The organism is Ferribacterium limneticum, from assembly GCF_020510585.1.
Taxonomy (GTDB): domain Bacteria; phylum Pseudomonadota; class Gammaproteobacteria; order Burkholderiales; family Rhodocyclaceae; genus Azonexus.
The window spans coordinates 3,005,165-3,026,430 of record NZ_CP075190.1 but is presented as its reverse complement, the minus strand read 5'-3'; the positions used below and the strand labels follow the sequence as shown (position 1 = coordinate 3,026,430).

Here is a 21,266-nt window from a genome sequence, read left to right as displayed (position 1 = left end):
CATGATTCCGACCCTAGGTATTTTTATGTCGCTCAATGACCCTCAGTGGGGCAACCGCGGTGGCAGTGATGGTGATAAACCCAACGGTAGTGGCCCTCGCCGACCCAACGATGGCCCGCCTGATCTTGAAGATCTGTGGCGCGACTTTAATCGCAAACTAACCGGCATGTTCGGCAAAAAAGGCGGTGGTGGCGGCAATGGCGGTGGCGATGGCCCCCGCATGCCGAATATCGATTTCAATCCGAAATTCATCGGTGGTGGAGTCGGTTTGCTTGTCGGATTGGTGGCTATCGTTTGGCTGGCATCTGGTTTCTACATTGTGGATGCTTCGCAGCGTGGCCTTGTGCTTCAGTTCGGCAGTTTCAAGGAAGCGACTGATCCTGGTTTGCGCTGGCGCCTGCCGTATCCGATCCAGTCGCACGAACTGGTCAATCTTACCGGCGTGCGCACCATCGAAATTGGCTACCGCGGGAGCGAGCGTAACAAGGTGCTTAAAGAAGCGCTGATGCTGACCGATGACGAGAACATCGTAAATATCCAGTTTGCTGTTCAGTACATTCTTAAAGATCCGGTTGAATACCTGTTCAATAACCGTTCGACCGATGAAGCGGTAATGGGTGCTGCAGAAACGGCAGTTCGCGAAATTGTCGGCAAGAGCAAGATGGACTTTGTGCTCTACGAAGGTCGCGAGCAGATTGCTACCCAAGCTGCGAAGCTGATGCAGGATATCCTTGACCGCTACCAGAGTGGCATCATGATTTCCAAGGTGACCATGCAGAATGCACAGCCACCTGAGCAGGTACAGGCTGCTTTCGATGATGCAGTGAAGGCAGGACAGGATCGGGAGCGCCAAAAAAATGAAGGCCAAGCCTACGCCAACGACGTGATTCCGAAGGCTAAGGGTACGGCAGCGCGGCTGCTCGAAGAGGCCAATGGTTACAAGCAGCGCGTCATTTCCTCGGCCGAGGGTGATGCGTCGCGCTTCAAGCAGGTGCTGACCGAGTATGCCAAGGCACCAGAGGTGACGCGTCAACGCATGTATCTGGAAACCATGCAGCAAATTTACGCCAATACCAGCAAGGTGATGGTCGACACCAAGGGCCAGGGCAATCTACTTTATCTGCCGCTTGACAAGCTGATGCAGGCGGCCAGCGCGACAACTGCGGCGCAGGCTGCACCCGAGGCTTCGGTAGCGCCATCGACAGCCAAGCCGACAGCGCCGTTGTCCAACGATGCCCCGCCACAACTTGAGGGGGCCCCGAAGGTTGGTGGTGGTTCGTATTCTTCAAGTTCGCGCGATGGTTCGCTGCGTTCGCGTGATCGGGAGGGACGTTAATGAGTCCGCGTATCAATTTGTTGGGTGCTGTTTTCGCCACAGTGCTGGTAGTCATGGCCATGTCGATTTTTACCGTCGACCAGCGCCAGTACGCCGTGGTTTTTCAGTTGGGTGAGGTCAAGCGGGCGATCAGTGAGCCGGGGCTCTATTTCAAGATCCCTATGGTTCAGAACGTCCGTTATTTCGAGAAGCGGATCATCACGCTGGATAACGCCGAGCCGGAGCGTTTCATCACCTCCGAAAAGAAGAACGTGCTGGTCGATTCCTACATCAAGTGGCGCATTGTCGATCCACAGCTATATTACATCTCGGTGGGCGGCGACGAATCGCGGGCAAAGACCCGTCTGAATCAGACAGTCAATGCCGGTTTACGCGAGGAATTCGGCAAACGTACTGTGCATGATGTGGTTTCCGGTGAGCGCGACAAGATCATGAACCAGATGCGTGAAAAAGCGGACACCGATGCGCGCAAGATCGGTGTGCAGATCGTTGACGTTCGGGTAAAACGCGTGGAATTGCCGACAGAGGTCAGTGAAGCTGTTTATCGTCGTATGGAAGCAGAGCGTAAACGCGTGGCCAATGAATTGCGTTCGGAAGGCTCTGCCGAGGCCGAAAAAATCCGCGCCGATGCTGATCGTCAGCGTGAGATTATCGTTGCCGAAGCCTATCGCGACGCCCAGAAGATAAAGGGCGAGGGCGATGCAAAGGCGACCAATACCTATGCTCAGGCATTTGGCCAGAACCCCGAGTTCTATGCTTTTTATCGTAGTCTCGAGGCGTATCGCGGCAGCTTCAAGAACAAGAGCGATTTGCTGGTTATTGAACCCAGTTCGGACTTCTTCAAATACATGAAGAGTGGCGGACGTGGGGCTGACAAAGGCAAATGACTTCGACCCTGCTGATGGCCTTCGCGCTGATGTTGGTGCTCGAAGGCCTCATGCCCTTTATTGCCCCGGCGGCCTGGCGTGAAACCTTCCGTCGCCTTGTTCAATTTTCGGATGGGCAAATTCGCTTCGTTGGCCTGACATCGATGCTGATTGGCCTGATCCTACTGATTGTTTTCTCATGAATTGGCTGTTACCTGAATACCTTGCCGATGCCCTGCCTGCAGAAGCGTCGCGCATCGAAAATCTGCGCCGAACTGTTCTTGACCATTTTCGCGGCCGTGGCTACGAACTGGTCATGCCGCCGATGCTGGAATATCTGGAATCGTTGCTGACTGGTGCCGGTCAGGATTTGAAACTGCGTACTTTCAAGCTGGTCGATCAGCTTTCTGGTCGGACCATGGGCGTTCGCGCCGACATAACGCCGCAGGCAGCACGCATCGATGCTCATCTTCTCAACCATCAAGGCGTTACCCGTTTGTGCTATTGCGGCAGCGTACTGCATACATTGCCAGCAACGATTTCAGCTGGTCGTGAGCCGCTTCAGATTGGCGCTGAACTCTACGGTTACGCGGGTATCGAGGCTGACCTTGATGTCATTCGCCTGATGGCCGGCGCTTTTGAGCGGGTAAAACTTCCTGTCAGTCGCATTGATCTTGGTCACGTCGGAATTTTCCAGTCGCTGGCTGAGGCCGCCGGGTTGTCGCAGGAAGCAGAAGATGCCGTCCTGAGCCTTCTGCAGGCCAAAGACGTACCGGGTCTGGAAGAGGCATGTGTCGATGTTCCGTCACCCTATCGCGAAGCACTGCTGCGTTTGCCGCTACTGTACGGTGGTGCCGATGTTCTGGAAAGGGCCGCGCTAGAGTTGCCTGCATTGCCGACGATTTCGGCTGCCTTGGACGGTCTGCGCCATGTGCTGGCCGCTGCTCCTGAACTGCCTTTTTCGATCGACCTATCTGACCTCCGCGGCTATCACTATCACAATGGTGTGGTCTTCGCCGCGTACTGTCCGGGTTACCCGGCGGCTATTGCGATGGGCGGTCGTTACGACGGAGCTGGCAAGGCCTTCGGTCGGGCTCGTCCGGCCACTGGCTTTTCAATGGATTTGCGCGAAGTGGCGCGCTTGGCACCTGCTGGCAAATTATCCGGCGCAATTCTGGCGCCGCATGCCGGGCACGATGCTCGCCTCGCTGCCCATATCGCCGCGCTGCGCGAACAGGGCGAAATTGTTGTTCAGTTGCTGCCAGGCGAAACTGCCTGCGAAGGCCCGGTCTGTGACCGAAAACTGGCGCTGGTTGGCGAACACTGGATTATTGAAGCAATACAAGAGGACTAAAAAATGGCAAAAAATGTCATCGTGGTGGGTACGCAGTGGGGCGATGAGGGTAAGGGCAAGATCGTCGACTGGCTGACCGATCACGCCAAGGGTGTCGTTCGTTTTCAGGGCGGTCACAATGCCGGCCACACGCTGGTCGTCGGCGAACAGGTTTACAAGTTGAATCTGGTGCCTTCGGGCATCGTGCGTGATGGTGTCGAATGCTATATCGGCAATGGCGTCGTGCTGGATATTCATCATCTGCTGTCGGAAATCGCCGAACTGGAAAAGGGCGGCATTGACGTTCGTTCGCGCCTGAAAATCAGCCCGGGATGTCCGCTGATTCTGCCCTACCACTCAGCCATTGACCAGGCGCGCGAAGGCGCCAAGTCGGATGACAAGAAAATTGGCACGACCGGCAAGGGTATTGGTCCGACCTATGAGGACAAGGTTTCTCGCCGTGGTCTGCGCGTCTATGACCTGTTCCATCCTGAACGTTTTGCCGAGAAACTGAAGGAAGTGCTGGAGTATCACAACTTCGTGCTGACCCAGTATTTCAAGGCGCCAGCGGTCGATTTTCAGATGGTTTACGATCAGGCAATGGCCGATGCCGAGCAGATTCGGCCAATGGTGACCGACGTTTCTGCAGCCCTTTACGCTGCCAACAAGGCCGGTTCTAACCTCCTGTTCGAAGGCGCGCAGGGTACCTTGCTCGACATTGATCATGGTACCTACCCATTTGTTACCTCGTCGAACTGTGTTGCCGGCCAGGCTGCTGCCGGTTCGGGCATTGGCCCGGGCATGCTGCATTACGTGCTGGGCATTACCAAAGCTTACTGTACCCGCGTCGGTGGTGGTCCCTTCCCCAGTGAGCTGGATATCGAGACTGAAGGCGTGCCGGGTTACCAGATGTCGCAGGTTGGCCGTGAGTTTGGCACTGTTACAGGCCGCAAGCGTCGTTGTGGTTGGTTCGATGCCGCAGCCCTGCGTCGTTCGGGTCGTATCAACGGTCTGACAGGGCTGTGCATCACGAAACTGGATGTGCTCGATGGCCTCAAGGAACTGAGTATCTGTACCGGCTACAGGCTCGATGGTAAGGTCATTGACCTGCTCCCTATCGGTGCCGATGAGGTGGCCCGTTGCGAGCCGATCTACGAAACGATGCCGGGGTGGAGTGCGACTACGTTCGGTGTCAAGCGCTGGGAGGATCTGCCCGCCGAAGCGCGTGCCTACCTTAATCGCCTGGAAGTTTTGTGCGAAGTGCCGATCGCCATCGTGTCGACCGGTCCGGAGCGCGATGAAACCATTCTCAAGCAGCACCCGTTCAATAACTGATCGAAAGCCGGATTGCTGCGGTCAACGGGCCTTTTCGGCCCGTTTTTATTTTTTATTGAGCTGGTACAGCCTGCCAGCCTTCCGGGCAGGCATTGGTGTACGGATAGTACTGGCCTGACGAACCGCAGTAGTACCAGGTGCCGTAGTCGGCTCTTGGCATCGGGCGGGGCGGGGCGCTATAAACTGGAGCCGGGGCATAGCTGTTCTGGGATGCTACGGCGGCGCCTATGGCTAGTCCAGTGATGGCCAGCACGGTAGCCGGGCCAATCCAGCCGGGTCCGGAGCGGTAACCATGACCATGTCCGTGTCCACCATGGTGGCGGCCCCAGTCGGCCTGGGCGGAAGTGGTGACGGTCATGGCCAGTGTGGCGGCGATGAACAGGGCGGTAATCTTTTTCATGGTTCGACTCGCATTTGTCGTTTGGATAAACCGAGTAACGCGGCATGTCGCCGGGGGATGACCGACCCTATGTACCCAAGTGTTAGCAATTGTTACGGCGGTGCTGCAAAGCACCGGCTATGAGACAATGCGTTCGCGATTGGCAGTCGGCCGTGTTGGCCGGTTACCGAAGCCCGGCGGCAGAAATGAAAAAAGGCCTTGTTTTAACAAGGCCTTCTATCAAAATCGCTGGTGCCCAGGAAGGGACTCGAACCCCCACGGAGTTACCCGCTAGTACCTGAAACTAGTGCGTCTACCAATTCCGCCACCTGGGCACAGGTGCGAAGAGCCGCCATTATAGAGAAAGAAGAACTGATGTCAAGAAAAAAACTATCAAAAATTCGTCGTGCTGATCCCTTCTTTGAGCGTGAATTGGCGCGCTACGAGTTCCCTTTGCCTTCGCGTGAATATGTCTCGCAGGTGCTGGCTGACGAAGGTCGGCCCATTGAGTTCAATGAGCTGACTGAGCTGCTGGATATCACCAACACCGAACGTGAGATGTTCCAGCGTCGGCTGGGGGCCATGGAGCGCGAAGGCCAGTTGATGCGCAACCGCAAGGGCGCCTACATCCTGCCTGAGCGGGCCAGCCTGACACCGGGGCGCATTCAGGGACATCCGGATGGCTATGGCTTCTTGGTTCCCGACGACGGCAGCGCCGATATCTTCCTCGATCAGCATCAGATGGGGAAAGTGCTGCATGGCGACCGGGCGCTGGTCCGGGTTACCGGCACAGACCGCAAGGGACGTCCTGAGGGCGGCATTGTCGAAGTGACCGAGCGGGTCAATACGCGGATTGTCGGCCGGGTTTTCGTCGAGCATGGCGTCGTTGTCGTGGCGCCGGAAAACAAGCGTATTTCCCAGGATATCCTGGTGCCGCCCGTGCCGAAGGCCAAGGACCGGCCGCAGTCCGGTCAGGTCGTGATGGTCGAGATCATCGAGCAGCCGAGCAAATTCTCGCAGCCGATCGGCAAGATCATCGAGGTACTGGGCAATTATGCCGACCCGGGTATGGAGATCGAGATCGCGCTGCGCAAGCACGATCTGCCCTTCGAGTTTTCCAAGTCGGCGCTGGATGAAAACAAGGCTTTGCCGGACAAGGTGACCAAGGCTGACTTGAAAGGGCGTGTCGATTTGCGCGATGTCGCACTGGTCACCATCGATGGCGAGACAGCGCGCGATTTCGATGATGCCGTGTATTGCGAGAAGAAGGGCCGTGGCTGGCGTCTGATTGTGGCGATTGCCGACGTGTCGCACTATGTCAAGCCGGGCATGGCGCTTGATCGCGAGGCGGTGGAGCGGGGCAACTCGGTCTATTTCCCGCGTCGCGTAATTCCGATGCTGCCGGAAAAGCTGTCCAACGGCATTTGTTCGCTGAATCCGGATGTTGAGCGCATGGCCATGGTTTGCGACATGGAAATCAGTTCGACTGGCAAGATCGGCAAATACAAATTCTATCCGGCGGTGTTCAAGTCGCATGCCCGCTTGACCTACAACCTTGTCTGGTCCTGGCTGTCCGGTGAAAAAGAACCGGAAACCGATGTGCACCGCAGCGTTCTGCCGCATGTGCAGAACCTCTACAAGCTGTTTGCCGCCTTGCACAAGGCGCGTGGTCAGCGCGGGGCGATTGATTTCGAGACGACCGAAACGCAGATGTTGTTCAACGAGCAGGGCAAGATCGAAAACATCGTGCCGGTGGTGCGCAACGATGCGCACCGGATCATTGAGGAGTGCATGCTGGCGGCCAACGTCTGTGCTTCGGATTTCCTTGCCGAGCACAAGCAGACCTGCCTGTACCGTATCCACGCGGCACCGTCGGAGGAAAAGCTGGCCAACCTGCGCGCGTTCCTTGGTGAGTTCGGGCTGGCACTGGGTGGCGGCGACGATCCGCGCGCCAAGGATTACGCCATCCTGCTCGAAAAGGTCAAGCAGCGCCCCGACTTCCAGTTGCTGCAGACGGTCATGCTGCGTTCGTTGCGTCAGGCGATGTACAGCCCGGACAATGTCGGGCACTTCGGTCTGGCCTATGAGCATTACACCCACTTTACTTCGCCGATCCGCCGCTATCCCGATCTGCTCGTGCATCGCGCCATCAAGGCCGTGCTGGCCGGTGAAACCTATACGCCGGACCGGGCGTGGGACGACATCGGCCTGCAATGTTCGAGCACCGAGCGAAGGGCTGATGAGGCGACGCGCGATGTTGAGAACTGGCTGAAGACCTTCTTCATGAAGGAGCGGATTGGCGAGGAGTTTGACGGGACGATTTCCGGGGTCACTGCCTTCGGTATTTTCGTCGCACTCGATACGGTTTATATCGAAGGTCTGGTGCACGTTTCCGAGCTGGGGGCCGATTACTTCCAGTTCGACAACATCAAGCACCAGATGCTTGGTGAGCGGACCGGGGAGCGTTTCCGGCTCGGCGACCGCGTGCGGGTCAAGCTGGTGCGGGCCGACCTGGAGTCGAACCGGATCGATTTTGTCCTGGCGGGTAGCGAGAAGTCGTACGCCGGGAGAAGAACGGTGCCGAAAACGGCGGTGAAGCCGGTAAGTCAGCGGCCCGTAGCCAAGGCGGTTGCGGCCAGGGCGCCGGTGCTGGCCAAGGCGTCGGCGAAGTCGGATAAATCCGCGGCCAAGCCTGCCGTCAAGAAAACAGCTGCCAAAAAATCAGCGAAGCCGGCGGTCAGGGGTGAGGCCAAGCCTGCGGCCAAAAAGCCGGTCGCCAAAAAATCGGCAGCACCACGCAGCAAGACCGCTGCTGCCAAGCCGGTCAAAAAAGCGGCGCCGAAAAAGCGCTGACCGGCGCCGTCGCGCTCAGTGGTGGGTCGGGTCGAGGAGATCTGCCGCCTTGAGCGCGATGGCGGAAACGTGCTCTTCGTCGAGTCCCGGTAACTGTTCGGTTAGCCACTCCAGCGATGCGCCGGGGATAAGCTCCTTGGCTGCGGCGATGTCGGCGGGGAGGGCGGGGTCGTCCGGGCCGCTGCTGATATGGCGGGCGGTGTCGACACAAAGACGGGACAGGTTGGCGCGAGTGTTGTCGATGCCGCGGATCAGTTGCGTCAGGATCGATGGCAGGTGCCAGATCAGGGTGCATTTGAGCGTCAGATCCTTGAACCGGAAACCGCAAGTGTCTACCTGCGCCTGCAGAGATCGTGGCGAACGACCGGAATGCAGGGCTTCAATAGAAGCCAGCGGCAACTCAGCGGCGAAGGACCAGAGGAGCAGTTCGCCGATTTCCGAAAGGAGGGCGGCCATGGCGACTTCGTCCGGCGAAATGTCGGCGCGCGCCACTCCCCAGCGCAGAGCCAGCCGGCTGGCCAGGTGGGCACGGGCTTCGCATTCGGCCAGGCCGAGGTTCGATTCGTCGGTTTCCGGGCACTCGAGCATCAACTTGTGCACGGCATCGGTACCCAGTTGCATGATGGTGCCGAGCGGGCTGGTCGTTTCGTGTCCGAGGCGCTGGGCGCGGTGGCTTTCCGCTTCACGCAACAGGCGCAGGCAAAGAAAGGGATCGGCGGCGGCGATGTCGGCCAGGTCGCAAGCGGCCAGTCGTTCGCCCTTTTCGGCTTCGAGTTCGAGCAGGCGCGCTTTTGAGCGCGGCATGCAGGGCAACTCCTGGCTGCTGAGGTAGGCGGCCCACTGATCAACGCCCCAATGTTTCTGGTGTTCCGTCAGCAAGAGATTCCCCCGATTGGCACAATGGATTGCTGCTGAATTTTATTACCAAAATTAACAAGTACCGTATCAACAAGTCAAATTAGGACGGTAAAATAGTGCTTTATACTACTTTCGGAATAGGGATGACGAAGCAGCGGGTGGTTTCCATTCCTCACATGGCAGGTGCTGCTGTCGATGTTTTGTCCGAAAGTACGGCTCATTGGCTGTCGACTGGCGAGTTGCCGGCGGAGTTGGTCACCGGCCACAAGCTGATCGATTCCGAGCATCGTTTCCTGATTGCCGCCATCGCCAACTTGCGCCGGGTGTGCATCGATCACGTCAATCTGAAGGATTGCACAGGCTGCAGCGATGAGCGGCAACAGCGTTGCGAGGCCGATGTGATTGCCATGCTCGGTGATGTTTTCGCCTTTATCCTCGACCATTTCAAGACGGAAGAAATGGTCATGCGCGACTCGCTGCTGCTGATGGTTGACCGTGATGTCTGCGAGGCGCACATGGAAGATCATGCGGCGATTTCATTGGCGGTGCAGCAAATCGTTTCGTCGCTCGACTCGCATCATATCGTTTCGCGAATCCGCGAACTGGATACTTTGCTCGCCCGCTGGGAGACCAACCACATCGCGCTGCATGACCTGATCCTGTCGCGCTGGATCGCCCGCGAGGATTCGCTGCTCAGGGATTTGTAAGAGCATGCTCAATCTCCGGCCGATGGCGCCGGCGCGGTAAAATTCGACCTTCAGTTTTTCGAAAGCAGCCATGTCATCCCGCCTGATTTACGGTTTTCACGCCGTTACCGCCAAACTTCGTCACGACCCGGAGTCGGTCAAGGAAATTGTCATCGATGCCACCCGCCACGATGCGCGGGCGCGTGATCTGCTGGCGCACGCCGAGTTGCAGGGCGTCAAGGTGATCGGGGCCGACGGCAAGCGGCTCGACGGCATGGCACCGGGCGCTAGGCATCAAGGTGTTCTGGCCCTGATCGAGGGTGATCGCAAGCTGGCGCATCTCGACGATGTGCTCGATACGCTCGAAGAACCGGCCTTTCTGCTCGTGCTGGATGGCATCACCGACCCGCGCAACCTCGGCGCCTGCCTGCGTGTGGCCGATGCGGCCGGTGTTCATGCCGTCATCGCACCGAAGGACCGTGCCGTCGGTCTGACCGATGTAGCGGCCAAGACGGCCTGCGGGGCGGCCGAAACGATGCCTTACGTGATGGTTACCAATCTGGCGCGGACCTTGCGCGAATTGCAGGAACGCGAGATCTGGGTGGTCGGTACGGCGGGTGAGGCGGAGAGTGATCTTTATGCCGCCGAATGGCCGAAGGCGACCGCCTGGGTGCTCGGCGCCGAAGGCGAGGGCATGCGTCGGCTGACCCGTGAGAATTGCGACCAACTGGTCAAGATTCCCATGCACGGCAGTGTCGAAAGCCTGAATGTTTCCGTGGCGGCCGGGGTGTGCCTGTTCGAGGCGCGTCGGCGCCTGGGCTGAAAGCTAGGTGGGTTGGTCCACGACGGTGCGGTTTCGTCCCGAACCCTTGGCCCGGTAGAGCGCCGCATCGGCAGCGGCGATCAGGGCTTCCAGACTGTTCCCGGAATCGGGAACGAGGGCTGAAACGCCGACGCTGATCGTCACATGCGGTGCCGTCGCCGAGGCAGCATGCGGGATCGCCAGGGCGCGAATGGCCACGCAGATGCGTTCGGCTACGGCGTGGGCTCCGGCCTGATCAGTGTTGGGCATGACGATGGCGAATTCCTCGCCACCGTAACGTGCTGTCATGTCGGCCGGTCGGAATACCGCTGTGCCAATGGCGCCGGCTACCGAGCGCAGGCACTCGTCGCCTTTCGGGTGGCCGTAGTGATCGTTGTAGCACTTGAAATGATCGATATCGGCCAGTATGAAAGCCAGCGAAGTCCCGGCGCGCAGGCCGCATTTCCATTCAAGCTGGAGCTTGTCATCGAGCGAGCGGCGATTCGCCAGACCGGTCAGGCTGTCCTTGGTCGCCAGGCTCTGCAGCGCCATTTCGGCCAGTTTCTGGTCGGTCATGTCGCGCAGCGTTTCGACGATGGCAATCAGCTTGCCCTGGTCGTCGTAAATCGGCCCGGCATCGACAGCCAGATAGTGGCGTTCGCCCTTGACCGGCATGACGCACCAGTTCTCGGCGCGCAGGCCGAAGCCGAATTCACCGGGCGTGGTATGGGCGGCATAGAGCTCGGCGAGCTGGTCAAATTTTTCGAGTGCGATGAGGTCGGCCAGGCAGTGGCGCGGTTCATTGTAGAAGCCGCGCCAGTGGTCCTTGGTGCCCAGCATTTCGGCAGCGGGAATACCGGTCAGACGTTCGCAGGCGTGGTTCCAGATGGTCACCCGGCGTTCGGCATCAAGGACAAAGGTGGGAACGACCAAGTGCTGCATCAGGCGCACCGCCATGCTGTGTTCGATGTCGCTGCCAAACGTATGGGTGCCGGAATCCAACGATATTCTCCTTGCTGAGGATAAAAAAATGCGTTCTCGCGGGGGAATATTGCCAGCCTGATCATCGGCCGGTCTGTTGTGTGGCCAACCTTACGCTATGACTTTGGTCGTGTCAAAGAGGGGCCGGCCTTGCTGTGCCAGCGATTTCATTTTTGGCCATTTTTTCCGGTTGACCGTGGAAGTGCCGGCACAGGCAGGCGGGACTCCGCTTCGCCAGCCGCGAAGCGGAGTCCCGGGTGTGTCGAGGCAGCGGGGACGACCAAATCAGCCGGCTACCCAACCGCCACCCAATGCCTTGAACAGATCGACTGCCGCACCGAGCCGGCTCTTGCGGCTGGCCAGATACTGCAACTGGGCGCCGTTCAGCGTGCGCTGGGCGTCGAGCAGGTCCATGTAGCCGGAATAGCCGGACTCGTAACGCTTCTGGGCCAGATCGAGCGCCTTTTGCGAGGAGCCGACCTGGGCCGAGTAGGCGGCCTCTTCTTCGCTGTATTCGCGCAGGCCGACGATGGCGTCGTTTACTTCCTTGAAGGCGGTTTGCACGGTCTTCCGGTAGTTGGCCAGGCTTTCCTTCTGCACGGCTGTGGCCTGATCGACCCGGGCGCCGGTGCGGCCGGCGTCGAAGACCGGCATGGCGAGGCCGAGGGCGGCCGACCAGATGCCGGCGCCGCTGGTGAACAGATTGGACAGCGCCATGCTTTCGCTGCCGAACAGCCCGGTCAGGCTGATCGTCGGGTAGTAGGCGGCCTTGGCGACGCCGATGCGAGCGTTGGCGGCGACCAGCTTTTCCTCGGCCTGACGGATGTCCGGACGGGCTTCGAGCAGGGCCGAGGGCAGGCCGGCCGGCGGGGTCGGCGGCAACGGTAGCTTGTCGAGGCCGGTGGCGCCGATCTTGAGGCCGGGCTGGCCGCTGAGCAGGCCGATCTGGCTTTCGGACAGGGCGCGCTGGCGTTGCAACTGGCTCCACTGGGCCTGGGCGCCGCTCAGGGCGCTTTCGGCCTGGGCCAGTTCGAGGCCCGAGGCGCTGCCGGCATCGAGCCGGGCCTGGACGATCTTGAGGGCCTGCTTGCGAGATTCGAGCGTCTGGGCCGTGACTTCGATCTGGCCGTCGAGGCTGCGCAGGTTGAGGTACTCGTTGGCAACCTGGCCGACCAGCGTCAGGCGCAGGCTGTCGCGGCCGAAACGGCTGGCCAGCGCTTCGGCCCGCGCCGCTTCGTTGCTGCGCCGGATGCGGCCCCAGAGGTCGAGCTCGTAGCTCAGCGTCGCGGCAACCCGATTGTTGTCGTAGGTGGCGCTGCCCTGTTTCCGGCCATTGTAGGTTTCGCCACTGCTCTTGCTACGTCCGGTGCTGGCTTCCAGACCGATGCGCGGCAAGTAGTCGGCACCGGCTTCGCGGGCCGCCGCTTCGGCCGCTTCGAGGCGGGCGATGGCGGCTTGCAGATCCTGGTTGGCGGCCAGTGTCTGGTCGACCAGCGCGTTGAGGTCGGCGTCGCCAAACAGCGTCCACCACGTCGGGTTGACCGGAGCTTCAGCCGTGGCGACGGCCGGCGCCGCTTCCGGCAGGGTCGAAGCCGGGCGGAAGTAGTTCGGGCCGATGGCGCAGCCGCTCAGGGCGATTGCCACGGTCAACCCGAAAATTGGGCCAAATTTGAAATGTTTCGGGGGCAGGGAATGCATCTTAGTTTTCCTCCTTCGGGGTGGTCGGCTTTTGCTGCTTGCCGTGTTCCACCCACTTGAAGAACAGCGGGACGAAAATGGTAGCGATGAAGGTGGCGGCGATCATCCCGCCGAAGACGCCGGTCCCCATCGACTGGCGGGCGCCGGCGCCGGCGCCGGTGGCCTTGACCAGCGGGAAGACGCCGAGCACGAAGGCTAGCGAGGTCATGATGATCGGTCGTAGGCGCAGGCGTGCTGCTTCGACGGCCGCCTCGGCGACAGTCATCCCTTCGTCGTATTTCTGGGCGGCGAATTCGACGATCAGGATGGCGTTTTTCGAGGCCAGCCCGATTAGTACCACCAACCCGATCTGGAAGTAGATGTCGTTCGGCATGCCGCGCAGCCAGATCGCCGTCAGCGCGCCCATCAGCGCGAAGGGCACGGCCATCACGACGGCGATGGGCAGCGACCACTTCTCGTACTGGGCGGCGAGGATCAGGAAGACCATCACAACGGCGAAGCCGAAGGCCTGCAGCGACGAGCCGGATGTGCGCTTTTCCTGGAAGACCTGGCCGGTCCAGGCGATGCCGAAGCCGTCGGGCAGCGTCGCGGCAGCGACTTCCTCGACGATCTTGATGGCGTCGCCCGAACTGACACCCGGTTTGCTATCACCCAGGACCTTGGCCGAGGTGAAGCCGTTGTAGCGTTCGATCTGCTCAGGACCGACGATGTTCCTGACCTGGCTGACCGCGGAGAGCGGAATCATCGCGCCGGTCGTTGCGCTCTTCACATAGACCTTGCCGATGTCGTCCGGTTTCATCCGGGAGTTGGCTTCGGCCTGCAACTGCACGCGGTAAACGCGGCCGGCCTTGTTGAAGTCATTGATGTAGAGGGCGCCCATCGTGCTTTGCAGCGTCGAGTAGATGTCGGCGATCGGGATGCCCAGCGCCAGCGCCTTCTGCTCGTCGACCTCGACGAACAGTTGGGGCACGGTCGGCCGGAAGAAGGTGTTGATGCGGGTGAATTCCGGATGCTTCTGCAGATCGGCAATGAACTGCTGGGTGACCTCGTTGAGCTTGCGGACATCGCCGTCCACGCGGTTCTGGACATAGACCTCGAAGCCGCCGGCGGTGCCGAGGCCGCGGATGGGCGGGGGATTGAAGACCAGGCCGAGGCCATCCGGCTGCATCATGCCGAAGCCCATGAACTTGCCGGCCAGGTCCTGCGCCTTGCCCTGGCGCTCCGACCAGTCCTTGAGCGGGATGAAGATGGTGCCGGCGTTGGGCTTATTGCCGCCGCCGATCAGGTCGAAGCCGGAAACGATGAAGGTATGGGCCACTGCTTCGTCCTTGGCAAACATCTGGCGCATGCCTTCGCCGGTCTTCTCGGTGCGCTTCAGCGTCGCACCGTCGGGCAGGATCAGCGCCGAGATCAGGTAACCCTGGTCTTCGGCCGGCACGAAGCCGCCGGGGATGATGCGGAAGTAGGCGACGGTCGACGCGACGACCAGTGCGAAAATGATGGCGCCGATGATGCCGTGCTTTAGCGTCAGGCTGACAGTGCTGACGTAGGAGCGGGTAAAGCGCTCGAACAGTCGATTAAAGGGACGGAACCACTTGTTCTCAGTATGCTGGGCCTTCAACAGCAGGGCGCACAGCGCCGGCGTCAGGGTCAGCGCGACGACGCCGGAGAGCACGACGGCGACGGCGACGGTTACCGCGAACTGCTTGTACAACTGGCCGGCGATGCCGCCGAGGAAGGCGACCGGAATGAATACCGAGACCAGGACCAGGACGATGGCGATCAGCGCCCCGGTCACCTGCTTCATGGCCTTGATCGCCGCATCCTTGGGCGACAGCTTTTCCTCGGCCATCAGGCGCTCGACGTTTTCCAGCACGACGATGGCGTCGTCAACGACGATGCCGATGGCCAGGACCATGGCGAACAGGGTCAGCATGTTGATCGAGAAGCCGAACAGCCAGAGGCCGGCGAAGGAGCCGATCAGCGAGATCGGTACGGCGATCATCGGGATCAGCGTGGCGCGCCAGCTCTGCAGGAAGATGAAGACGACTGCGAGGACGAGCAGCATGGCCTCGGCCAGCGTCTTGACGACCTCCTTGATCGAGGCCGAGACGAAGTGCGTCGTATCGTAGGGAATGACGTAGTCCATGCCGGCCGGGAAACGCAGCTTCAGTTCGTCCATCTTGGTTCTGATGGATGCCGCCGTTTCCAGCGCGTTGGCGCCGGTCTGCAGGAAGATGCCCATGGCAATGGTCGGCTGGCCATCGAGTGTCACCCGCTGGTCGTAGTTGTAGGCGCCGAGCTCGATGCGGGCGATGTCCCTGAGGCGCAGCAGGCCGCCCGGGCCGCTGGCACGGATGACGATGTTGCCGAACTCCTCCTCGCTCAACAGGCGGCCCTTGGCAGTCACCGTATAGACCAGTTGCTGGTCATCCGGCGAAGGTTCCTGGCCGATCTTGCCGGCCGCGTTCTGGGCGTTCTGGGCGGCGATGGCGGCGGCGACCTCGCTGGTCGTCACGCCGAGCTGGGCCATGCGGTCCGGCCTCAGCCAGATGCGCATCGAATAGTCCTGGGCGCCGAAGATGGTGACGTCGCCGACGCCCTTGATCCGCTTCAGTTCGTCGGCGATGTTCAGGCTGGCATAGTTGGACAGGAACAGCGTGCTGTACTTGCCGCCCTCCGACTTCAGCGCGACGACGTTCAGGATGTCGTTCGAGCGCTTCTGGACGATCACCCCGTTGGTCCGCACGGCAGCTGGCAAACGCGCCTCGGCGGCCTTGACCCGGTTGTTGACATTGACCGCGGCGAGGTCCGCGTTGGTCCCGACCTCAAAGGTCGCGGTGATGGTCACCGTGCCGTTGGCAGTTGCCGAGGAATTGAAATACAGCATGCCCTCGACACCGTTCAACTGCTCCTCGATCGGCGCAGCGACAGTCTTGGCCAGCGTTTCGGCCGAAGCGCCCGGATAGGTGGCGGTGATCAGCACGGTCGGCGGCGCGATTTCCGGATACTGCGCAATGGGCAGGACGCGCGAGGCAACCAGCCCGGCAATGACGATGATGATCGAGATGACCGACGCGAAAATCGGCCGGTTGATGAAGAATTTGGACATGGCTGCTCCTTAACCCTGCTTGGCCGGTGCCGGTGCAGCTTCCTTCGCCGGCGCGGCGGCGTCCTTGGCCGGGGCCGGAGCGCCCGGCTTTTCGCCAGGGCCATGCGGAGCGACCGGGGCGCCGGGGCGCAACTTGATCAGGTTGTCGATGATGACCTTGTCGCCCGCCTTCAGACCGCCGAGGATGACCCAGTCCTTGCCGCGCCATTCGCCAGCCTGGATCGGACGTGGCGTAACCTTGTCGCCTTCGCCGGCGAGCATGACGAGCGGGCCTTGCTCGGTCTGCACGACGGCCGACTGTGGCACCAGGAAAACGCCATCACGCTCGCCGGTGAGCAGGCGGATGCGGACGAACTGGCCGGGCAGCAACTGGTTGTCGTGGTTGTCGAACTCGGCGCGCAGGGCCTGGGTGCCGAGCGTGGTGTCGATGTTGCTGGCCAGGAAGTTGAGCTTGCCGGTCTTCGGATAGACCGTGCCGTCGGCCAGGATCAGCTCGACGCCGCTGATATTCTTGTTGGTCACGCGACCGCCGGCCAGCTTGGCCAGATCGCTGTCGCCGAGGCTGAAGCGGACCCAGATCGGGTTGCTCTGGTAGATCGAGGTGAGCAGGCTGTCGGCCCCGGCCGTGATCAGGTTGCCCTCGGACTTGGCGGCGCGGCCGGTGGTGCCGGAAACCGGTGCGGTGACGATCGTCCACGACAGATTCAGCTCGGCCTGACGCAGCGCGGCCTGGGCGATGGCGTTATTCGAGGCGGAATCGTCGTACTCTTTCTGGCTGATTGCCTTGGCTTCAATCAGGCTCTTCAGGCGATTCATTTCACGGCTGGTCTGCTCGGCCTTGGCCTTGGCTTCGGCCAGGGCGATTTCGTAGCTCGAGCGGTCGATCTGGAACAGCGGCTGGCCGGCCTTGACCGTCTCGCCTTCCTGATAGAGGCGCTTGACCAGAATGCCGGCGACGCGGGCGCGTACTTCGGTTTCTCGGGCGCCTTCAGTCTGCGCCATGACCTCGACGGAACTGGGTACTTTCTGCGGTTGAACTTCCAGCACGGTGACCGGCATCGGCCCCATCGGTGGGCCGCCAGCCGGCTTGTTGTCCGAGCAGCCGGTGAGCAGGGCGGTGCCAAGAACCGTTGCACCGATAAGAGTCGAAAGCGTGGTACGCCGCAGCAGATTTCCGGAAATCATGGGGAAGGACTCCAATTTTAGAAAAGTTTGGGCTATTATATACAAACACGAATGTATGTAAAATATTTTCGGTGTCGAAGTTGATGGCTTAACATTGGCAACGGCCAAGCCAGAAAGTTGCCAGGCCGGGAGAGGACAAAGTGGTCAGAAAAACCAAGGAAGACGCGGAAAAAACCCGTCAGGACATCATTGGATCGGCGCGCACGGTGTTTCACGAGTGCGGCGTCAGCCGTTCGACGCTGGAAAAAATTGCCAAGGAAGCGGGCGTCACCCGCGGCGCAATCTACTGGCATTTCAAGGACAAGGCCGAGTTGTTTTTCGCCATGCGCGAGGATGTCTTCCGCCCCATGGTCGAACGGACCGACTCCCTGCTCTTTTCCGAAGCCTACGAAAATCCGCTTGACGCCATTGAAGCCTCGCTCAAGGAATTTTTCCGCGTCCTCGACGACTGCCCGGTGGTGCGCGAAGTCTTCGAAATCATGATTTCGCGCTGCGAATACGTCGATGAATTCGCTGCGGTCCAGGAAGAGGCCGGCCGCCCGGCTTACGAGTTTCTCGAAAAGATGGAACGCTACTACCGCAAGGCAGCGGACAAGGGCACCTTGCGTCAGGGGCTCGACCCGGAAGCGACGGCCCGCGACACCTGGGCCTTTACCAGCGGTCTCCTGCACTTGATGCTCGGTTGCCAGAAGGGCTCGGATATCGACAAGCGGATTCCGGCGATGATCACGATGCATGTGGCGTTGCGGCGGCAGGGGTAAGCCGGCGACGGTTTTCTCATGCGGCTGATGAGCCGACTACCTGAAAGAGATGCGGCGGTCATCTCCCGGCAATGAGCGGCACCCATAATCCCGTCCAGATTAGACGAGGGTTTTCCCGCCATGATAAGAAACGCCGGCGCATTGGTGCGCGGCTATGCTGTTTGGGTTCGCCGGTTGCCACAAGCAACCGGAATGATGTTCGCTGCCCAGTCGTCCTGGGGGCGTTCGCTCAAGATTGGCTTGTTCGGTATCGGCGTGGTGCTGCCCCTGGGGTCGTTGATCTGGGCGTTGCTTTTCTGGCATGGCAATGGCGTCCGCAAGCGTGCTGTCGTGCCGCCGCTTGATCTGGCCAAGACCCTGCCAGCGCCGACTGGCGATTCGTAGATTTACCTTGCCCGGTCGAGATCGGCCCGGTTTTTCTCGTCGACGTAAATGCCCGTTTCCCCCGGCCGGCTGCTCGCGAAGCAGCTGACTTCGACGTTGGCCAGAGCTTTGGCTTTGTGCAGCACGTCGACGGCACAACGCCCGAAAACGCTGTCGATGGTGGCCAGCAGGTTGCGGGCGTAGGGCGTTTCGAGCTTGCCGTCGAGGATCAGGTTGGCGAGCAGGATGCCGTCCGGCTTGAGCACACGGCGCGTGCCGGCCCAGAACTCGCGGGTGACGAGGTGGCTGGGGATCGAGGTGTGCGAGCTGTAGACGTCGACGACGACGGCGTCGAAGCGACGTTCGCTGGTCGCCACGAAACGGCGGGCATCGTCGGCGATGAACTCGCCGCGGGCCGGCTCGCGCAGGAAATGCTTTTCGGCGATGGCCTTGATGGCCGGATCGATATCGACGTAGGTGTAGCGGTTGAGCGGTTCGCGGTGCGACAGTGTGAAGCCGCCGGCGCCAAGGACGAGGATGTCTTTGTCGAAGAAGCCGAGGTCGTCGAGCAGGATTTGCCGCAGGTGCTTGATGTAGCGCGTGTAGTTGGGCGGGTCGGAATCGTCAATCAGCGAGGCGAGCGATTTATTGACCCGGAAGGCGCGCGGATCCTTTTGCCCGGGAAGCACGACGTCTCCGATGACGTACTCGGCGTAGGCGGTGTCGGCGGTGACGGCGTGCTGCAGGTTCAGTCCAGCGGCCAATGCCACGGTCAACCCGGAAAAAAGCCAAAATTTGAAATTGCGTTGGGCGAGCAGCAGGGCGCCGATGAGCAGGCCCAGCGCGCAGGCGAAGACGGCGGCGGAAACGCCCAGCCATTGCATGACGAGCAGCGACAGGCTGATCGACCCGAGGAAGGAGCCGAGCGTCGACCAGTAGAGCGCCAGGCCGCTCGCCTCGCCGGTGCGTTCGGCTTTCATGAGATTGGTCAGGATCGGCACGGTCTGGCCGAGCAGCCAGGCCAGCGGGCAGAGCACGCCGCCGATGAAGACGAGGTAGGCGACGAGCACGGGCTGCAGGTGGGCGAACATCCAGTCGACGCTGATGCCGGCCAGCCCGATGCCAGCCAGCGCGGCGGCGATCAGGAAATTGCGGGCGACGATGTTGAGGTAATTGCCGGCGACCTTGGCCCCCGAGGCATAACCGAGCGCCAGCGCGAGCAGGAAAAAGCCGATGGTCGGCGCCGTGACAACGATGGAACTGCCGACATGCGGCACAAGCCGGCGCAGCGCGATGACTTCGGCGCCGAGCGAGCAGAAGCCTTCGATGAAGACGATGACGTAGATCAGGAAACGGGACATCGCCCGATTATCGCCTGCGGCGGCTGGATTTAAGCGGTCGGCGGCAGGCGCGTGACGAGCAGTTGGTCGATGCGATTGCGATCAACGTCGATGACCTCGAACTTGAGGCCGCCATGCACCACGCTGTCGGTGCGTTTGGGCAGCTTGCGCAGCATGTACATCATGAAGCCGGCCACCGTTTCGTACTGGCTGTCGTCCGGGAAGGGCGGCAGGTCGAGTTCGGTCTCGACATCGCCTATCGGCGTCAGGCCATCGATCAGCCACGAATCGGCGTCGCGGCGGACGATCTGGGCTTCGTCGCTGTCGATCAGCGGGTCGCCGACCAGCGTGCTGGTCAGGTCGTTGAGGGTGATCAGGCCGACGATCAGCGCGTATTCGTTGATGATCAGCGCGAAGTCCTCGCGGCTGGCGCGGAAATGCCCGAGGATTTCCGACAGCGTCAGCGTGTCGGGCAGGATCAGGGCGGGATTGACCAGCGGCGTGTCGAGCGCCAGCGGCTGGCCGGCGATGATGCGGCTGAGCAGGTCCTTGGCGTCGACGTAGCCGAGTGGCTGGTCGATTTCGTCGCGGCAGACCGGGTATTTCGAGTGCGGATGCGTCGCCAGTTTGGCGCGCAGGCTGGCCTCTTCCTCGTCGACGTCGAGCCAGACGATACCGTCGCGCGGCGTCATCGACGATGGCGCCGTCCGGGTGTCGAGTTCGAGCACGTTCTCGATCATCTGCTGCTCCTGCTCGGCAACCACGCCGGCATCGGCCCCGGCCTGGGCAAGGGCGACGATGTCTTCGGCCGTGACGTCGTCCGGGCGCTTCTGCGGCAGGCCGAGCGCCGACAGGATGCGGCTGGCAATGCCGTTGAAGGCCCAGATCAGCGGCGACAGGATGCGGATGCACAGGGTCATCGGCCCGGCGATGCGCAGCGCGATGCGCTCGGGGGCGACGATGGCAATGCGCTTCGGCACGAGGTCGGCGAAGAGGATGAAAACCGAGGTGACGAGCAGGAAGGAAAACACCGTGGCCAGCGTGCCGGCGGTGTCGAGACTGGCGAAATGCGGGGTGAGCAGGGTGGTGAAGTAGGGTGCGTAGGCACCTTCGCCGAGAATGCCGGCGAGGATGGCAACGGCGTTGAGGCCGATCTGGATGGTCGTGAAAAAGTGGCCGGGTTGCGACTGCAGCGACAAGGCTTGCCTGGCCCGCGCATCGCCGTTGCCGGCCAGTTGTTCGAGCTTGATCCGGCGGGCGGCGGCCAGGGCAATTTCGGAGGTGGCAAAAAAGGCGCTGGCGGCGATCAGCAGCAGGATGATCAGGGTGCTCTCGAACATGCGGTGCCTCGGGTTATCCGGTCAGGGAATTATCCCCT

18 protein-coding genes and 1 tRNA gene are annotated in these 21,266 nt (G+C 61.0%); 10 read left to right on the top strand and 9 right to left on the bottom strand.

The features are described from left to right. The first annotated feature begins 25 nt into the window (after positions 1-25). Genes hflK through KI613_RS14480 form a run of 5 tightly spaced genes read left to right on the top strand, consistent with a single transcriptional unit; the run spans position 26 to position 4,870 of the window. Positions 26-1,336, top strand: coding sequence for an FtsH protease activity modulator HflK (hflK, locus tag KI613_RS14500; protein ID WP_226405759.1), 1,311 nt, complete (start codon positions 26-28; stop codon positions 1,334-1,336). After that, positions 1,336-2,223, top strand: coding sequence for a protease modulator HflC (gene hflC / locus KI613_RS14495; protein WP_226400678.1), 888 nt, complete (start codon positions 1,336-1,338; stop codon positions 2,221-2,223). Before hflK ends, hflC begins: the two co-directional genes overlap by 1 nt. Next, positions 2,220-2,405, top strand: a complete 186-nt coding sequence (locus tag KI613_RS14490; protein ID WP_226400677.1) for a DUF2065 domain-containing protein — start codon at positions 2,220-2,222, stop codon at positions 2,403-2,405. Before hflC ends, KI613_RS14490 begins: the two co-directional genes overlap by 4 nt. Beyond that, a complete protein-coding gene (locus KI613_RS14485; RefSeq protein WP_226400676.1) occupies positions 2,402-3,556 on the top strand; it encodes an ATP phosphoribosyltransferase regulatory subunit in 1,155 nt (384 codons plus the stop codon). The genes KI613_RS14490 and KI613_RS14485 overlap by 4 nt, the downstream gene beginning before the upstream one ends. Before the next feature lie 3 nt (positions 3,557-3,559). Beyond that, complete coding sequence (locus KI613_RS14480; protein WP_226400675.1) at positions 3,560-4,870, top strand: adenylosuccinate synthase; 1,311 nt, start codon at positions 3,560-3,562, stop codon at positions 4,868-4,870. A 52-nt stretch (positions 4,871-4,922) separates the two neighbouring features. On the opposite strand, the gene KI613_RS14475 is transcribed toward KI613_RS14480, so the two are convergent. Together KI613_RS14475 and KI613_RS14470 are read right to left on the bottom strand one after the other, a co-directional pair. Then, positions 4,923-5,270 (bottom strand): hypothetical protein, encoded by a 348-nt coding sequence (locus tag KI613_RS14475; protein WP_226400674.1) that lies wholly within the window; start codon positions 5,268-5,270, stop codon positions 4,923-4,925. Between the two features lie 229 nt (positions 5,271-5,499). Continuing rightward, a tRNA-Leu gene (locus KI613_RS14470) sits at positions 5,500-5,584 on the bottom strand. A gap of 40 nt (positions 5,585-5,624) precedes the next feature. Between KI613_RS14470 and rnr the strand changes: the two genes are divergently transcribed. Then, positions 5,625-8,102 (top strand): ribonuclease R, encoded by a 2,478-nt coding sequence (gene rnr, locus KI613_RS14465; protein ID WP_226400673.1) that lies wholly within the window; start codon positions 5,625-5,627, stop codon positions 8,100-8,102. Positions 8,103-8,117: 15 nt separating this feature from the next. Here rnr and KI613_RS14460 read toward each other — a convergent pair whose 3' ends face one another. Continuing rightward, a complete protein-coding gene (locus KI613_RS14460) occupies positions 8,118-8,906 on the bottom strand; it encodes an HDOD domain-containing protein (RefSeq protein ID WP_226400672.1) in 789 nt (262 codons plus the stop codon). Between the two features lie 197 nt (positions 8,907-9,103). Here KI613_RS14460 and KI613_RS14455 point away from each other — a divergent pair, with 197 nt between their 5' ends. Together KI613_RS14455 and rlmB are read left to right on the top strand one after the other, a co-directional pair. Further along, positions 9,104-9,667: a hemerythrin domain-containing protein gene (locus KI613_RS14455; protein ID WP_226400670.1), complete on the top strand. Its 564-nt coding sequence runs from the start codon at positions 9,104-9,106 to the stop codon at positions 9,665-9,667. 70 nt (positions 9,668-9,737) lie between these two features. Beyond that, the gene (gene rlmB / locus KI613_RS14450) at positions 9,738-10,469 is read left to right on the top strand and encodes a 23S rRNA (guanosine(2251)-2'-O)-methyltransferase RlmB (RefSeq protein ID WP_226400668.1); all 732 of its coding nucleotides are present in this window, start codon (positions 9,738-9,740) and stop codon (positions 10,467-10,469) included. Between the two features lie 3 nt (positions 10,470-10,472). Here rlmB and KI613_RS14445 read toward each other — a convergent pair whose 3' ends face one another. From KI613_RS14445 to KI613_RS14430, 4 genes are all read right to left on the bottom strand, one after another. Further along, positions 10,473-11,450, bottom strand: coding sequence for a sensor domain-containing diguanylate cyclase (locus tag KI613_RS14445; protein WP_226400666.1), 978 nt, complete (start codon positions 11,448-11,450; stop codon positions 10,473-10,475). 264 nt (positions 11,451-11,714) lie between these two features. Then, the gene (locus KI613_RS14440) at positions 11,715-13,127 is read right to left on the bottom strand and encodes an efflux transporter outer membrane subunit (protein ID WP_226400665.1); all 1,413 of its coding nucleotides are present in this window, start codon (positions 13,125-13,127) and stop codon (positions 11,715-11,717) included. Position 13,128: 1 nt separating this feature from the next. Continuing rightward, complete coding sequence (locus KI613_RS14435) at positions 13,129-16,239, bottom strand: efflux RND transporter permease subunit (protein WP_226400663.1); 3,111 nt, start codon at positions 16,237-16,239, stop codon at positions 13,129-13,131. Positions 16,240-16,248: 9 nt separating this feature from the next. Further along, positions 16,249-17,424, bottom strand: coding sequence for an efflux RND transporter periplasmic adaptor subunit (locus KI613_RS14430; RefSeq protein WP_226400661.1), 1,176 nt, complete (start codon positions 17,422-17,424; stop codon positions 16,249-16,251). A gap of 140 nt (positions 17,425-17,564) precedes the next feature. Here KI613_RS14430 and KI613_RS14420 point away from each other — a divergent pair, with 140 nt between their 5' ends. Both KI613_RS14420 and KI613_RS14415 read left to right on the top strand, forming a co-directional pair. Beyond that, positions 17,565-18,185: a TetR family transcriptional regulator gene (locus tag KI613_RS14420; RefSeq protein ID WP_310492077.1), complete on the top strand. Its 621-nt coding sequence runs from the start codon at positions 17,565-17,567 to the stop codon at positions 18,183-18,185. 192 nt (positions 18,186-18,377) lie between these two features. Continuing rightward, a complete protein-coding gene (locus tag KI613_RS14415) occupies positions 18,378-18,569 on the top strand; it encodes a hypothetical protein (RefSeq protein ID WP_226400659.1) in 192 nt (63 codons plus the stop codon). Positions 18,570-18,571: 2 nt separating this feature from the next. Here KI613_RS14415 and KI613_RS14410 read toward each other — a convergent pair whose 3' ends face one another. Both KI613_RS14410 and KI613_RS14405 read right to left on the bottom strand, forming a co-directional pair. Continuing rightward, positions 18,572-19,909, bottom strand: coding sequence for a fused MFS/spermidine synthase (locus KI613_RS14410; RefSeq protein WP_226400657.1), 1,338 nt, complete (start codon positions 19,907-19,909; stop codon positions 18,572-18,574). Between the two features lie 29 nt (positions 19,910-19,938). Next, positions 19,939-21,228: a hemolysin family protein gene (locus KI613_RS14405; protein ID WP_226400655.1), complete on the bottom strand. Its 1,290-nt coding sequence runs from the start codon at positions 21,226-21,228 to the stop codon at positions 19,939-19,941. Positions 21,229-21,266: the final 38 nt, after the last annotated feature.